The following is a 15,022-nucleotide window of genomic DNA, read 5'->3' on the forward strand; positions in this document are numbered from 1 at the left end:
AAGGACATGCATAACGACAAGCAACTGGCTCAACTCGCAGAACCTCATCACCGAGGTGAGGCCCGGGAGATTGCCGCCATTGATTTAGGCTCAAACAGCTTCCACATGATTGTGGCGCGGATTATCAATGGCTCGATTCAGGTGCTTTCTCGTTTAAAACAAAAGGTGAGACTCGCTGACGGCTTAGATGAGCACAATGTACTAAGCCAAGAAGCCATTGAGCGCGGTGTAAATTGCCTTGCGCTTTTTGCTGAACGCTTACAAGGCTTTGAGCCGAAAAATGTGAATGTCGTAGGCACTTATACCTTACGAAGAGCGGTCAATAATGACGAATTTTTACGTCAGGCTGCCACTGTCTTTCCTTATCCCATTCATATCATCAGCGGTCAAACGGAAGCCAAAACCATTTATGCTGGTGTTTGCCACACTCAACCTGAAAGCGGACGTAAACTGATCATTGATATTGGTGGTGGCTCGACCGAAATGATCATCGGTGATGATTTCACCCCCTTAGTGGCAGAAAGTCGTCATATGGGTTGTGTGAGCTTTGCCAAAAAATTCTTCCCGAATGGCGAAATTTCAAAAGAAAACTTCGAGCAAGCTCGCCAAAGTGCGGTCAATAAAATTGAAGATTTAAGCTGGGAATATCGCAAGCTCGGGTGGCAATCAGTGTTAGGCTCATCAGGCACCATCAAAACCGTCTATCAAGTGATTACCGCAACGCTTGATCCGAACGGCATCATCACCGCTGAGCGCTTACAAAATTTAATTGAACGAACCTTACAAGCATCCCATTTTGAAGAGCTTAATATTGCGGGATTAAACCCTGATCGCGTGGATGTCTTTGTGCCAGGCTTAGCCATTTTAAGTGCCGTTTTTGACGTTTTTGGCTTAGAAAATATGCGCTATTCTGACGGCGCTTTGCGTGAGGGGGTGATTTACAGCTTGGAACAAAACTTCCAAGTTTCAGATATCCGCACACGCACCGCATTAGGACTTGCCGAACAATTTAACTTAGATTTAGCGCAAGCTGATCGCGTGGCAAATAGTGCGAAAACCTTAATTGAGCAATACACCCATTGGCAAAAACCGCATCTTGCTGATGAAATGAAAAACCTGTTGATTTGGGCAGCTCGTTTATTGGAAGTCGGCATTGTGATCAATCATCGCAATGTGCAAAAACATTCCGCTTATATTCTGCAAAATATGGAATTACCGGGTTTTGATCGTGAGCAGCAACGCTTATTGGTGAATTTGGTTCGTTATCATACGAGTGCATTTAAAAAGAATGATTTACCGATTTTTGCTCGTTATGCGGATGAGGATGTCCTTGTTTTACTGCTTCTTTTACGCATTTCGGTGATTTTAAATAAATCTCGTCAGGCAACAGATAGCACCGATAAAATCAATCTCAGAATTGACCGCTCTTTGCAGACTTGGGAACTGACTTTTGAGAAACATTATTTGGATAACAATCCGTTAGTGTGGAATGAATTGCGCTTAGAAAGCAATTTACTCAAAGATTTAGAACTCAGTTTGATTTTTAACTGATAAAATAGGGGCTTTCGTGCCCTTATTTTTTATCTTGCTCCAACAGCAAGCTATAAATATTAGCGAGATAATAGCTCTGCTCGGCTTCGGGAATTTCTTGCGGAATAAAAGAAAGCAAATCGTGGTGAATTTCCAAAACATCGGGGAAAATGACCGCACTTTGCATTTCATCATAAAAAGGCTGATGAAGCGGAGAAACACAACCGCCTCGTTTTAAGCGAGCAAGGCTGTTGGCAATATGCAATAAGAGTGTGATGACGGTCGGAATCGACACATCAATGCGCCAATGATGCTCTAGGCGACTTTGCAAAGTCAGAATAATATCAATAACGTCCTGATCAATCTGACCGCGAATTTTCCAACGGGTTAATTGTTTGAGTAACGACATAACATTCCTCTTTGAGATAGGATAACTTTACCGCTATTTCATAAAATTACCAGTGCACAGATCACAAAATTGAAACAAAGTGAAAAAATTTACTAAATAGGAAAGCAATAAATGATAGATAACAGACTTTTTGAAAAATATGATGGCCTAATTTTTGATATGGATGGCACCTTAATCGATACCATGCCAGTACACGCCCGTGCGTGGAACATGGTGGGAGAACAATTTGGTTATCGTTTTAACAGCCAAATTATGTATGATTTAGGTGGGGCAACCGTGAGCACAATCGCCTCAGCCATTATGCAAGATGCCGGTATGCCACAAGAACGTTTAAATGAAGTGATACAAGCAAAACGCAAACTTTCCTATGAATTGATTCCAACAGAATCAAAATTACTCCCAACCTTTGACGTGGTGCGTCATTACTATCAACAAAAGCCGATTGCGCTCGGTTCAGGCTCGAACCGCCAAATGATTGATATGTTAATGCAAAAATTAGATATCAAACATTACTTTAACGCCATTGTCAGCGCTGATGATGTGAAAGAACATAAACCGCATCCAGAAACCTTTTTACGTTGCGCAGAACTGGCAAAAGCCGAACCATCACGTTGTATCGTCTTTGAAGATGCCGATCTCGGCGTAAAAGCGGGATTAAATGCAGGGATGGATGTGTTTGATGTCAGAACGCGCGAGATTATTAGAGCCTAATGTGGGACATTTTCTCTTTCAGCTTTTGGGCTGATTTTTGGCAAACCCATGGCTTGTGGCTGATGTTTTTCAGCGCTTTCTTAAGTGCCACCATCTTGCCGGGTAATTCAGAAATTGTGTTTGTCTCCCTGGCTGCGCCAAAAGTATTGGTCGGATCATTATTAAGTGCGGATATTTTCTGGCTTGTTTTTCTGGCAACCGCAGGTAATACGCTCGGTAGTCTCACCACTTACTGGATTGGGCGATGGTTTCCGAAAATTGACAGCAAAAATGACCGCACTTTATGGGCAATAAACAAAATACAACGCTATGGCGCCATCACTCTATTATTGAGCTGGTTGCCTATTATCGGGGATGTGTTTTGTGCGGTAGCCGGTTGGCTTCGATTGAATTGGCTCAGTTGTTTGATTTTTATGACGATTGGAAAAGGACTGCGTTATATTGCCTTGCTCTTTTTCAGTTTACCTTTCGTGTCATAGCCGAGAATAGCCTTTGTACATAATGTGGTTGTGGGCTAGAATAAAGACGAATTGATATTCAACAGATAAAAAAACGCCCCTTATCGAGTAAGGGGCAAATAACCTAAGGAACCAATTTTATTAAAACAACTGCAAGTTGCTTGTTCTATAAGACCGACACTAAAAAGAAAAGTTCAAAGAAATTGTAAAAAAATGTAAAAAAATTTACAAAAACTTGCAATTAATTTACAAATCACTGATTTTCAAGGAAATAAATATGCCATTACTCGACAGTTTTAAAGTAGATCACACCCGAATGAACGCACCTGCCGTGCGCGTTGCCAAAACGATGCGTACCCCAAAGGGCGATGACATCACTGTTTTTGATCTTCGTTTTTGCATTCCAAACAAAGAAATTCTCCCACCAAAAGGGATTCACACCCTTGAGCATTTATTTGCAGGCTTCATGCGTGACCATTTAAACAATGACAATGTAGAAATCATCGATATTTCCCCAATGGGTTGCCGCACAGGTTTTTACATGTCATTAATCGGCACACCCAACGAGCAACAAGTGGCTGATGCATGGCTAGCTTCCATGAAAGATATTTTAACCGTGCAAGATCAAAACCAAATTCCTGAATTGAACGAATACCAATGCGGAACTTACACCGAGCATTCTTTAGAAGAAGCACATGAAATTGCTAAAAATGTGATTGCTCGCGGTGTGGGGATTAATAAAAATGACGATTTAGCGCTTGATGAATCTTTCTTAAAATAAGGACACAACATGACAACCTTAGGTACAGCATTAACCCCGAATGCTATCAAAGTGATGATGCTTGGCTCTGGTGAACTGGGCAAAGAGGTGGTGATTGAATTACAACGTTTAGGCGTGGAAGTGATTGCCGTCGATCGTTATGAAAACGCCCCAGCACAACAAGTGGCACATCGTGCTTATACGATTTCTATGCTAGATGGTGCAGCACTTAAAGCCCTTGTGGAAAAAGAGCGCCCAGATTACATCGTGCCGGAAGTGGAAGCCATCGCGACTGATACGCTGATTGAATTAGAACAAGCGGGTTTTAATGTTGTACCTACCGCCAAAGCCACCAAGCTGACGATGAATCGTGAAGGCATTCGCCGCTTGGCTGCCGAAGAGCTTGGCCTACCAACCTCACCTTATCAATTTATCGATAACTTTGCTGACTTCCAAAGTGCGGTTGAAAAAATCGGTATTCCTTGCGTGGTGAAACCGATTATGTCTTCTTCTGGCCACGGTCAAAGTATTTTAAAATCCCAAGACGACTTACAAAAAGCCTGGGATTACACTCAACAAGGTGGTCGCGCAGGCGCAGGACGCGTGATTGTAGAAGGGTTTGTTAAATTCGATTATGAAATCACCTTACTCACCGTTCGCCACATCAACGGCACGAGCTTCTTAGCGCCAATCGGCCATCGTCAAGAAGATGGCGACTATCGCGAATCTTGGCAACCACAAGCCATGTCTGATGCAGCGTTGAAAAAAGCACAAGAGGTGGCAGAGAAAATTACCACTGCATTAGGTGGTCGCGGTATTTTCGGGGTGGAAATGTTTGTGTGTGGTGATGAAGTTATCTTCAATGAAGTTTCCCCACGCCCACATGATACCGGCATGGTCACACTAATTTCTCAAGAATTATCCGAGTTCGCCTTACACGCCCGTGCGATTTTAGGCTTACCTATTCCAGAAATCACTCTCATTAGCCCATCGGCTTCAAAAGCGATTGTGGTGGAAGGGCAATCGAAAAACGTACAATTTGGCAATATCGCCGAAGTGTTAGCTGAACCAAACACCAATATTCGTATTTTCGGCAAAGGCGAAGTCAATGGTCATCGCCGTTTAGGTGTCTTACTCGCTCGTGATATTTCCGTGGAAAAAGCATTAGAAAAAGTAGAACGTGCTTACGCGAAGTTGAATGTGAAATTATAAGATTTGCTTAACATAAGCATCTTTGAAAATACAAAAAGCGCGGTTAATTTTTGAGAGGTTTTAAAACTCTTTGAAATTGACAGCACTTTATATCTCCAGGCTATAAAAGCAAACTTTCGCTAATTACCATTAAATAAAACCTCCATAAATTCAAAAAAATCTTTTTCTGATACTTCCTCAGGAGAAATCATTTTGTTATATATAATATCTATATCTCTATTTTATATATTTCCAACCCTACCCAATGACTACTCCAGAGCTCAATAGTTGCTGTTTTTTTATTTGAATATAAGTCAAATCTAGTTAAATAACCAAAATCTCCCTCTTTCTCAAAATCAACTTTAACAACTCCGAATTTTTCAATCACCCTAGAGTAAACAATATTTTCAAAAAAATTAAATATATCCATTATTTTCTCATAGCACTCTTATATTATTAATTTACCTATTAAAAATAGACAAAAATTTTGACTTTTATTTCATCTTTGATGATTCCCAGTTGTTTAAAATATCATAAATAAACTCTACATATTCTTTTTCAGGATGTAATTCCAAAAAACGTTCACATGCTTTTTTAAAATACATAAAGCAGGTTTCTTCAGATACATGAACCTGATATCTAGGATCACATAAGCCTCCAATCTCAAACCTTACCCCTTCAAAGTGATCTTCTGGAAACGGACTATTCATATCAGGGTAATAGCAATCTGCTCCCTCCTCACAGAATCCATCCTTTTCTATCAGAACAGAATAAATAGCTTTTAAAAAAAGCTCCCTCATAATAAACAATATTAAAGTAGGTTTTTATACTAAACTCAGGTTCATCTAAGCCACCTGTTCCACCATAAAAAAAATTTAAAGGACTACGAGAATCTTCTCCTTTGGCTGTATATAAGGGAATACTATTCTGGGTGTACATTTGTTACTCCTTTAGTATCTTTATCAATATAATAATGAAATGATACCTTTCTCAAGACTGATAATAAAATAAAAGTGCAGTCAATTTTTGAGAGGTTTTAAAACTCTTTGAAAATTGACCGCACTTTATAGGTTTACGCTATCTTTAAAAAGAAATTCACATACCATTTTAACGTTATTTTGAACACTATCATTTTTTCATGGTGTGCATACAATCCATAACTTTCAAACTTATGACCTCTCGTTCCTCATTTGTCTTATCTGGAAGATTTTTATATTTCTCATAACATAATTCAAAAGTCTTTTGTTCCTCATATGGCCTTTTAGGTATCACATCCCCATTCCAAAAACTAACAAAATAGCTATCAGAAGAAACACATGCAGTCAAAATACTACAAAGCAAAAAGATACAGAGATTTATCTTACTCATGTTTTCATCTCACAATATTACTTTCATCATTCATGTACCATGTCTAGTTTTCTACCTACTATTTTTTAGAAAACGACTAAGATAAAAGCCAACCAATACACAAATAAATGATGCTGGATACCACTTTAATATAGATAAAATTTTAACTTTAGAAAAATCAAAGTTAAATTTATATAGAGAGTATAAAGTTGCCATAATAATTAGAAATATTGACATTTTTATAATCTCAATAAATTCATTTTTTTCATGATTTCTTTTCATCCTTAGATAGTGGTTTATTAGCCAATGAAGGCGCATTTTGATCAAAAATTCAGCCTTAAATCAAAACATTAATTCGAAGATCTAATTCCCCACCTTGTTATTTTACTCTTACATCCTCATCAGTAAGCCATTCATACTTTTTAGGAGAATCTTTATATAACAGCGTTCCATTTACTCTCATACAATGAACAAAAATATCACTCATATTAACTCTATAAGTATCACCATATTTATGTTTTTTCTCATAAAACAATGATTTAGTTAGTTTTTTTCAGTGTTGTTCATTTTTAATCCTCAATAACTTTGTTTCTTGAGGTTCGTTTTCATAAAATATTCGTCTTTCTTTATCAAACTCAGCGGCATTATTCCTTACAGAATAATCTCCATTCCAAAACCTAACTATGGGATCATTGACATCTGAAGTACAAGAAGTCAGTAGTGTAAATAAAGGTATTAGTATATTTTTTTCATTTTCTTACTAATTATTTTATTACTTGAGACTTAACTTCAATTAGTGAAAATAGATTTTACACAATCCTATTTAATCACTAATTAAACCTCTCAACAATCATACCAAAAATTGTTCATTCTTAAACCAATTGAACGAGCCGTTTGAACTTACTAATTTTCCTCATAGTCAAAGCAATCGTAAAAGGAATGCTTTTACACGCCGGATTGCATAAGAGCTTAGGCTGCAATCCCGACAAAAATAGAGGAGTAGATTTATGAAATCTAAATTGATGAAAGGGTTAGTGATTGTTGCATTAGCAGGAAGCTTAACCGCTTGTGAAATGGACAGACAACAACGTCATACTGCAACAGGTGCAGCAATCGGTGGCGTAGCCGGTGGTTTATTAGGTGGTGATATTGCCACAACACTCGGCGGTGCAGCATTAGGTGGCGTAATCGGTAGTCAAGTGAACAAAGGCGGAGACTATGATGACAGAGAATATCGCCATCATAAAAAACATAAAAAACATCACCATCACAGAAGACATCGTGATTGGGATGACGACTGGGATGATTAATTCAAAATACAGATAAAAATGACCGCACTTTTGAGATACAAATCAAAGTGCGGTCGTTTTTTTAGGGATTATTTATGAATTAATAAGGATTACCACCAGCCAAGGAGTTTCATCCATAATCCCCCTACACCAAACCAAATCACTAATGAAAGGATGGAAACAATAAAGCTCACGCCCCACCATTGACCGGTTGAGTTATAACCTGAACCGTATAGAGCAGGGCCAGGACCACCTGCATATTGCGTTAAACTCATGGATAATGTTGAGGTGTAACCTAAACCAATTGCAGCAATGATTGGTGGTGTACCCACAGCAATAGCCGCAGCCACGAAAGCGAGATACATGGCGGAAATATGCGCCATGGCTGAAGCAAAGAAATAGCGGGTATAGAAATACACCAAAACTAAAATAGTAAAGGCAATTGGCCAGCTGAAACCACCCACAGATGAAGAAATGTGGGTAGAAATCCAAGTGATTGCACCGTATTTGTTAAGTGCATTTGCCATCATCACCAATACCGCAAACCAGAACATCGTATCCCATGCGGTGGTTTCTGCTACGATATTTTTCCAGCTCATAATATTGGTTAATAATAAAATCACTAAACCGATAAACGCTGAAATTGTTGCAGGGATATGGAAGACTAAATCACCCACCGTCCAAAGGAATAAAAGAAGGATAAAGTCTAGGGCAAGAATCCATTCCGCTTTGCTCATTGGGCCCATGCTTTTTAATTCTTCACGTGCCATTTCTGCCATTTTAGGCGTATCTTTTAATTCTGGCGGATAAATTAAATACACGAAATAAGGCAAGACGATTAGGCTCACAATACCTGGTACGATCGCCCCTAAGAACCATGTCATCCAAGTGATTTCTACACCTTGGCTTTTCGCGAGTTCTGCAATTAACGGGTTACCCGCCATGGCGGTTAAGAACATGGTACAAATAATGGTATCGATTTGAGAGACAGCAATCGCTAAGAAAGCACCTGCACGACGAGCAGTTGGACCCGGTTTGGACTCATATGCATCAGCAATAGATTGCATAATAGGGTACATAATACCGCCCCCACGCGCAGAAGCCGAAGGAATACCAGGACCGATAACAACATCAGCCAACGCCATACCATAGGCCACGCCCATCATTTTTTTTCCAAAACGACCAACGAAGTACAGCGCGATACGTTTACCTAAACCGGTTTTAATCACCGCTCGAGATAAAAACATAGCAATAGCAATCAACCAAATTGTGCCGTTTGCAAAACCGGATAACATGCCGACATCACCTTGTTTTGGCGAAATTGGCGTAAGCCCAGTCAAGCCACTAATCACTAAGGCAACTAGCGTTGCAGCACCCATAGGCATTGCTTTAGCGATAATAGCCACAATGGTTGCCACAAACAGTGCTAGCATTCCCCATGCTTTTGCGGATAAGCCTTCTGGCGTTGGGATTAACCAAATCCCTAAACCAACGATGACTGCAATCAGCAGCCCTTGCCATTTAAAGCCTAGTTTGACTTCTACTGCTGGAATTTTACTTTCCATAGGATAACTCCTAGATAAATGAACAAAAAATAATTCATCACGTATAACGGCAGTGACGCAATCGATTAAATAAACGAGTACAAAGATACCACTTATTTAGTACGAGTAAAGATTTAAGCGCATTTTTTTAACAGAATTGAGTAAAAATTTGATATAAATAAAAAATAAACCGCACTTTGATGGATAAAATCAAAGTGCGGTCGTTTTTTAGGTTAGAAAGTGAATGATTAATACATGCCTTCGCGCTCTTCACGGGTGCTGATGAAGATATTTTTCACCTGTGTATAAGCGTCAAGCATCATTTTATGGGTTTCACGACCTATACCAGAGGTTTTATAACCACCGAAAGGAGCTCCAGCTGGTAAACGGTTATAACAGTTCACCCAAACTCGACCAGTTTCAAGTGCTCGTGCAACTCGTAGCGCACGGTTAATGTTATATGTCCACACCGCACCACCTAGGCCATAATCACTGTCATTTGCCATTTTAATTACATCTGCTTCATCCTTGAATTTGATTACCACAGCAACCGGACCAAAAATTTCTTCTTGTGCCACGCGTTTTTTGTTATCAGGCGCTAAAATTAAGGTTGGTTGGAAAAATTCGCCTCGAGCCAATGCCGGGTCGGTTGATTTACCTCCACCAACGACGATTTGACACCCTTCTTCTTTAGCAATATCAACATACTTGCTAATAACCTTAACTTGATTTCCGTTTACTTGCGCCCCCATTTGCGTGTCATCTTCCCAAGGTAAGCCGACTTTAACTTTCTTAAATTCTTCTTTTAGTGCCGCGATAAATTTATCGTAAACGCTTTCTTGTACGAAAATACGTGAACCGGCACAACACACTTGCCCTTGGTTGAAGAGAATTCCTTTTTGTGCGCCCTCCAATGCTTTATCAAATGGCATATCGTCAAAGAAAATATTGGCTGATTTACCACCCAATTCCAAGGTGGATGGAATCAACATTTCAGCAGCAGCCACACCAATTTTTCTACCGATTTCGGTGGAACCGGTGAATGCCAGTTTGTTAAATCCAGTATGGTGCAACATGTATTCGCCAGATTTAGAACCCTTACCAGTAATAACATTGAAGACACCTTTCGGTAATAAATGATTAATTTTTTGAGCTAAGGAAAGTAAGCTCAATGAAGTAGAGGAAGATGGGTGAATCACGACGGTACAACCTGCTGCCAATGCAGGTGCTATTTTCCATGCAGCCATTAAGAACGGAAAGTTCCATGGAATAATTTGACCAACAACGCCAATAGGCTCGCGTAAAATCAACGACAAATCTTCGCTATCCAGTTGGTTTGCGACACCTTCTTCGGCGCGAATAACACTGGCAAAATAACGGAAATGATCTGATGCCAACGGAATATCTGCTGCGCGTGTTTCGCGAATCGGTTTACCGTTATCCAACGTTTCTTGTAAAGCGAATAATTCGGTATTTTCGTCAATAATATCTGCAATTTTATTCAAAATTGTAGCTCGTTCCGCTGCGCTCGTATTTTTCCAGGTTTTAAAGGCCTCTTTCGCAGCATTCACTGCAGCATCGACATCTGCATCCGTAGCGTCAATAAAGGTGGCTAAGGCTTCACCATTTGCAGGGTTATATGCTGTTAAGGTATTACCCTCAGAGCCATTTGTCCATTCGCCGTTGATCAATAAACCATAGTGTTTATCAAAGACATTAAGATCTTTTGTCATCTGTTTTCTCCTTTTTTCTACGTTGTGAATCAAAGTAATACCTGATCTTTTTACACCATCAGGTCTTTAATATTTTGTCCGTAAAAGAGGACTATGGGTTGATTTTAGTACAAGACAAGACTTAAAACTGGGAGACAGATCACATTTTGGTGGTCAGAAGGAAAGGTAGAGAAAATTGATTTGATAGGTGAAAAAAAACAAAGTACAGAAAAACTTATTGAAAAAGACCGCACCTGAATGGATAAAATCAAAGTGCGGTCGTTTTTTATTGGTTTTACACAGCGTGTTTCGGTTGTTTAAACACGGTGACTTCAGGTGCATTACCTGTAAATTTTTCAACCTGAACAATACAGGTATTTGGTGAGTTACCTTGTGCAAGTTTTGATGTGCCTTCATCGCGTGTTAATACATTCGGGCAACCATTTTTACACAACGGTTTTTCACTTTCACCTAAATCCATTGGGTCATACCATGCACCTTCATGAAGAGCGACAGTACCTTTGATGATATTTTCTGTCACAACCGCACCTGCAAGCACTTGACCGCGTTTGCTATGAACACGAACAATATCACCATCTTTAATACCGCGAGCAGCCGCATCTTTAGGATGAATCATCACAGGCTCACGATCGTTTATCGCATATTTTTGACGTAATGAAGTATGCGCCAATTGGCTGTGTAAACGATAGTAAGGATGTGGCGTTACTAAAGCTAACGGATATTCTTCTGTCACATTACCCGCAAATTCTTCTGGCTCCATCCAGCTTGGGTGACCTTTACAGTCGTTATAATGCATTTTCTCGATAACATCAGAGAAAATCTCAATTTTGCCTGACGGCGTGCCAAGAGTATTGAGTAATGGATCTTCACGGAATTCACCATAACGTACCCATTTCTTCGCGGCTTCACCCGCTTCAAAGCTTAACGGTTTATTTTCTGCCCAGAATTTATCAAAACGAGGCATTGCAACACGGTTTGCACGTGCGGCAGTAAAGGCTGCATTGTAGAATTCTTCCAGCCATTCCATTTCCGTTTTACCTTCAGTGTATTGTTCTTCCACACCTGCTCGTTTTGCGAGTTCAACGAAAATATCGTAGTCATTTTTCGCTTCAAATTGCGGCGGGACCACTTGTTTCATCGGGTAAATGCTCATCATGGAGTAGTCGCCAGCCATGGTTAAGTCATTACGTTCATAACTGGTAGTTGCGGGCAATACAATATCTGCCATGCGCGCAGTTGGTGTCCAGTTCACTTCATTCACAATCACCACTTCCGGTTGTTGGAAAGCTTTCACTAAGGTATTGGTATCTTGATGGTGAACAAACGGATTACCGCCTGCCCAATATACTGCTTTGATATTTGGGTAAGTAATTTCAGTACCGTTATACTGAATTTTTTTGCCTGGATTGAGCAACACATCTGAAATACGCGCCAATGGGAAAGCAGATTTAGAGGTATCATCTAACCATGTTTTTGCTCCCGCTTTGCCTGATGGACTAGCGGTAATAGAGCCGATAATACCCCCTGTCGCCGTTGGCACCCCACCATTTGAATAGTGATAACTTAAACCGAAACCACCACCTGGCAAGCCAATTTGTCCTAACATTGACGCTAGAGTGACTAACATCCAGTGGGTTTGTTCACCATGGCGTTGGCGTTGCATACCCCAACCACCCATTAACATGGTTCGTTTGCTAGAGAAATCTGCTGCAAGCTGTTTAATCCTTTCTGCCGGTACACCACAAATTTTTGATGCCCATTCTGCTGTTTTTGGTTGGCCATCGGTTTTACCTAATAAATATTCTTCAAACTTAGCGTAACCCGACGTATATTTTTTCAAGAAATCTTTATCGTGCTTACCTTGTTCAACTAAAGTATGCGCAATACCAAGCATTAACGGCACATCCGTTGCTGTATTCACCGGAATCCATTCTGCGTTCAGCATTTGGCAAGTCTCGCTTTTTTGCGGATCGATACAAATAATGCGTTTACCACTCGCTTGGAATTTTTTGAAATATTCAATCCCTTTTTGGTCGGTAGACATCCAAGCAATACGCATGGTTGTGAGTGGGTTTGCAGACCAAAGCACAATAATATCGCTGTTTTCTAACACTGATTCCCAGCTGGTTTGTTGTTCATAGACTTCAATAGTACCGAGTACGTGTGGCATGATGACTTGCGCAGCACCCGTAGAGTAATCCCCTTTATGCCCTACAAAACCACCGGTAGCGTTCATATAGCGCTGTAATAACGTACGAGAAGCATGTAATGAACCACAACTAAACCAACCATAAGAACCAGCAAAAATGCCTGTTGGACCATGTTCGTCACGAACACGTTTAAGTTGATTGTGTACTAAATCTAACGCTTCATCCCAAGAAACACGCACCCATTCATCACGACCACGCATTGTGGTATCACTTTTTCCTGGGTTAGCTAAAAAGCCTTTACGCACCATTGGATATTTCACGCGAGTTTCACTGTATAGCTGATCGGCAACAACTGTTTGTAATTCGTTCGGTACAGCGGGCTCAATAGCTGGACCGGATTTCACAACTTTACCATCTTCCACAACCACACCAAGCGGTCCCCAGTGAGCCGCAGTAACCACTGTTTTCATTTCAGCTTCTTTTGCGACCACACTTTTTGATACAACGCCCACCATACCACCAGAAAGGGCACTACCTGCCACTCCTAAAGATGTTTTTTTCAGAAAATCACGACGTTGTTCATTTACGTTATTCTTTTTCATTTCAGCCTCGTTTTAGATAGTTGGTTATTATTGTTTTGCCATATCTTTGGCATTGCGTTGCAGATAAATAGTTAATGCACGTACTTCATCTTTGTTCATTGATGTTCGGTCTTTCATAGAGTTCACCACACCAATCCATTGGTTAGCCGTGTAATGATCCGCACCAATTGCCGCGTGACAACCACTACATTGAGTTTGATTTAACTGATTGCCATATTGATTAAGTGCGGCCAGATCTGATGACATTTTTTCTTTTGCGACATTCACCACAACATTGATTTCTTTCCAGTCAGAATCCGTTACTGCATCATGTACTATTTTTACGACTTGAACATGGTTACGTGCATCTTCATCCAGTAAAGCAAGCGTGATACGTTTGCCTAATTCTTGATAAACAACCGCTTCAGCTCCTACTTGTTGCCAACCATGTAAAGTACCTTGAACTTGATCACCATTTACTTTCCATTGCATTAATTCTGCATAAGGCATTAAGCGAACCTCACTGCCTTTATCATTGGTCGCTTTCACCATTTCAGTAGCGAAAATAGTAGAACCATCTGATATTGCACCTCCTTTTGCTTCAGAGGATTTTTGTGCATTTTGATCGCCATGCACTTCAGGAAGGAAGTGAACAATACCCTTATGACAATCAATACAGGTTTGGCCATTTGTTTGAGCATCTGTATGAGTTTGTTTTGCTAATTTAGTTTGTTTTGAAAGCTCCATTGCATCAAAACTGTGACAGCTACGACAGGTTTCTGAATCGTTGGCTTTCATATCATTCCATACCATTTGAGCAAGCTCTGCACGGTGGACTTCATATTTTTCTTTATTCTCAATCTTGCCTTGTGCTTCATACCACAAGTCTTTTAAAGCAATAAATTTAGCTTTGACATAATGCCAACCTTCTTTTGGAATATGGCAGTCTGAACATTGTGCTCGCACACCTTTTGCATTAGCAAAGTGACTAGAGCCTTCCCATTCTTCTTTTGGATAGCTCATTGAATGACAACTGACACAAAACTCCGGTGTACTGGTTTTATGCATAACCCACTGCGTTCCCCACAATGCCACAGCGCCGACACCAGCCAAGTAAAGTGTGGTCACGATTTTCTTCATTTTTGACATAGACACTCCAACGATACAAACGACAAAAATATAACTATAAATAAGTATTATGAATTGTAGGGATATAGTGAGAAAGAAACTATGATCTTGCTCAATAAAAGGTTAAACACTCATGAGATAAAAATAAAAAACATTATATAAATCAATATATAATACTTTGTATTTAATCT

At 40.0% G+C, this 15,022-nt stretch carries 14 protein-coding genes; 6 read left to right on the plus strand and 8 right to left on the minus strand.

From position 1 onward, the window contains the following. Positions 1–6: 6 nt before the first annotated feature. The gene (gene ppx, locus DPV85_RS06085) at positions 7–1,551 is read left to right on the plus strand and encodes an exopolyphosphatase (RefSeq protein ID WP_111327412.1); all 1,545 of its coding nucleotides are present in this window, start codon (positions 7–9) and stop codon (positions 1,549–1,551) included. Between the two features lie 22 nt (positions 1,552–1,573). Here ppx and DPV85_RS06090 read toward each other — a convergent pair whose 3' ends face one another. Continuing rightward, positions 1,574–1,939, minus strand: coding sequence for a PRD domain-containing protein (locus DPV85_RS06090; protein ID WP_070868171.1), 366 nt, complete (start codon positions 1,937–1,939; stop codon positions 1,574–1,576). Between the two features lie 111 nt (positions 1,940–2,050). On the opposite strand from DPV85_RS06090, the gene DPV85_RS06095 reads away from it, so the two are divergent. From DPV85_RS06095 to purT, 4 genes are all read left to right on the plus strand, one after another. Then, positions 2,051–2,650 (plus strand): beta-phosphoglucomutase family hydrolase, encoded by a 600-nt coding sequence (locus DPV85_RS06095; protein WP_014064499.1) that lies wholly within the window; start codon positions 2,051–2,053, stop codon positions 2,648–2,650. Beyond that, entirely contained in the window at positions 2,650–3,129 is a 480-nt protein-coding gene (locus DPV85_RS06100; protein WP_070853235.1) for a YqaA family protein, read from the plus strand. Before DPV85_RS06095 ends, DPV85_RS06100 begins: the two co-directional genes overlap by 1 nt. A gap of 256 nt (positions 3,130–3,385) precedes the next feature. Continuing rightward, positions 3,386–3,889 (plus strand): S-ribosylhomocysteine lyase, encoded by a 504-nt coding sequence (luxS, locus tag DPV85_RS06105; protein ID WP_049365080.1) that lies wholly within the window; start codon positions 3,386–3,388, stop codon positions 3,887–3,889. A gap of 9 nt (positions 3,890–3,898) precedes the next feature. Continuing rightward, the gene (gene purT / locus DPV85_RS06110; RefSeq protein ID WP_111327413.1) at positions 3,899–5,080 is read left to right on the plus strand and encodes a formate-dependent phosphoribosylglycinamide formyltransferase; all 1,182 of its coding nucleotides are present in this window, start codon (positions 3,899–3,901) and stop codon (positions 5,078–5,080) included. Between the two features lie 208 nt (positions 5,081–5,288). Here purT and DPV85_RS06115 read toward each other — a convergent pair whose 3' ends face one another. The 3 genes from DPV85_RS06115 to DPV85_RS09960 all read right to left on the minus strand — a co-directional run bounded on the left by DPV85_RS06115 (position 5,289) and on the right by DPV85_RS09960 (position 5,998). Continuing rightward, positions 5,289–5,489 carry a hypothetical protein gene (locus DPV85_RS06115; protein WP_111327414.1) on the minus strand — a complete coding sequence of 67 codons (201 nt, stop codon included), beginning with the start codon at positions 5,487–5,489 and terminating at the stop codon, positions 5,289–5,291. Between the two features lie 64 nt (positions 5,490–5,553). Then, the gene (gene cdiI / locus DPV85_RS06120) at positions 5,554–5,859 is read right to left on the minus strand and encodes a ribonuclease toxin immunity protein CdiI (RefSeq protein WP_207798036.1); all 306 of its coding nucleotides are present in this window, start codon (positions 5,857–5,859) and stop codon (positions 5,554–5,556) included. Further along, the gene (locus DPV85_RS09960; RefSeq protein WP_207798037.1) at positions 5,798–5,998 is read right to left on the minus strand and encodes a hypothetical protein; all 201 of its coding nucleotides are present in this window, start codon (positions 5,996–5,998) and stop codon (positions 5,798–5,800) included. Before DPV85_RS09960 ends, cdiI begins: the two co-directional genes overlap by 62 nt. 1,415 nt (positions 5,999–7,413) lie before the next feature. On the opposite strand from DPV85_RS09960, the gene DPV85_RS06140 reads away from it, so the two are divergent. Beyond that, positions 7,414–7,716, plus strand: coding sequence for a YMGG-like glycine zipper-containing protein (locus DPV85_RS06140; RefSeq protein WP_111327416.1), 303 nt, complete (start codon positions 7,414–7,416; stop codon positions 7,714–7,716). Between the two features lie 89 nt (positions 7,717–7,805). Here DPV85_RS06140 and DPV85_RS06145 read toward each other — a convergent pair whose 3' ends face one another. The 4 genes from DPV85_RS06145 to DPV85_RS06160 form a co-directional block, all read right to left on the minus strand. Next, entirely contained in the window at positions 7,806–9,260 is a 1,455-nt protein-coding gene (locus DPV85_RS06145) for a DASS family sodium-coupled anion symporter (protein WP_065242610.1), read from the minus strand. A gap of 227 nt (positions 9,261–9,487) precedes the next feature. Then, positions 9,488–10,972 carry an aldehyde dehydrogenase family protein gene (locus DPV85_RS06150; RefSeq protein WP_111327417.1) on the minus strand — a complete coding sequence of 495 codons (1,485 nt, stop codon included), beginning with the start codon at positions 10,970–10,972 and terminating at the stop codon, positions 9,488–9,490. 274 nt (positions 10,973–11,246) lie between these two features. Beyond that, positions 11,247–13,724: a trimethylamine-N-oxide reductase TorA gene (torA, locus tag DPV85_RS06155; protein WP_111327418.1), complete on the minus strand. Its 2,478-nt coding sequence runs from the start codon at positions 13,722–13,724 to the stop codon at positions 11,247–11,249. Between the two features lie 27 nt (positions 13,725–13,751). After that, positions 13,752–14,852 (minus strand): NapC/NirT family cytochrome c, encoded by a 1,101-nt coding sequence (locus DPV85_RS06160; RefSeq protein WP_111327419.1) that lies wholly within the window; start codon positions 14,850–14,852, stop codon positions 13,752–13,754. Positions 14,853–15,022 lie beyond the last annotated feature (170 nt).

The organism is Haemophilus parainfluenzae (assembly GCF_003252725.1).
GTDB classification, from domain to species: domain Bacteria; phylum Pseudomonadota; class Gammaproteobacteria; order Enterobacterales; family Pasteurellaceae; genus Haemophilus_D; species Haemophilus_D parainfluenzae_L.

Coding starts and splice junctions, on each gene's coding strand:
- ppx (WP_111327412.1), top strand. CDS start 7: ATGCATAACGACAAGCAACTGGCTCAACTCGCAGAACCTCATCACCGA.
- DPV85_RS06090 (WP_070868171.1), bottom strand. CDS start 1,939: ATGTCGTTACTCAAACAATTAACCCGTTGGAAAATTCGCGGTCAGATT.
- DPV85_RS06095 (WP_014064499.1), top strand. CDS start 2,051: ATGATAGATAACAGACTTTTTGAAAAATATGATGGCCTAATTTTTGAT.
- DPV85_RS06100 (WP_070853235.1), top strand. CDS start 2,650: ATGTGGGACATTTTCTCTTTCAGCTTTTGGGCTGATTTTTGGCAAACC.
- luxS (WP_049365080.1), top strand. CDS start 3,386: ATGCCATTACTCGACAGTTTTAAAGTAGATCACACCCGAATGAACGCA.
- purT (WP_111327413.1), top strand. CDS start 3,899: ATGACAACCTTAGGTACAGCATTAACCCCGAATGCTATCAAAGTGATG.
- DPV85_RS06115 (WP_111327414.1), bottom strand. CDS start 5,489: ATGGATATATTTAATTTTTTTGAAAATATTGTTTACTCTAGGGTGATT.
- cdiI (WP_207798036.1), bottom strand. CDS start 5,859: ATGAGGGAGCTTTTTTTAAAAGCTATTTATTCTGTTCTGATAGAAAAG.
- DPV85_RS09960 (WP_207798037.1), bottom strand. CDS start 5,998: ATGTACACCCAGAATAGTATTCCCTTATATACAGCCAAAGGAGAAGAT.
- DPV85_RS06140 (WP_111327416.1), top strand. CDS start 7,414: ATGAAATCTAAATTGATGAAAGGGTTAGTGATTGTTGCATTAGCAGGA.
- DPV85_RS06145 (WP_065242610.1), bottom strand. CDS start 9,260: ATGGAAAGTAAAATTCCAGCAGTAGAAGTCAAACTAGGCTTTAAATGG.
- DPV85_RS06150 (WP_111327417.1), bottom strand. CDS start 10,972: ATGACAAAAGATCTTAATGTCTTTGATAAACACTATGGTTTATTGATC.
- torA (WP_111327418.1), bottom strand. CDS start 13,724: ATGAAAAAGAATAACGTAAATGAACAACGTCGTGATTTTCTGAAAAAA.
- DPV85_RS06160 (WP_111327419.1), bottom strand. CDS start 14,852: ATGTCAAAAATGAAGAAAATCGTGACCACACTTTACTTGGCTGGTGTC.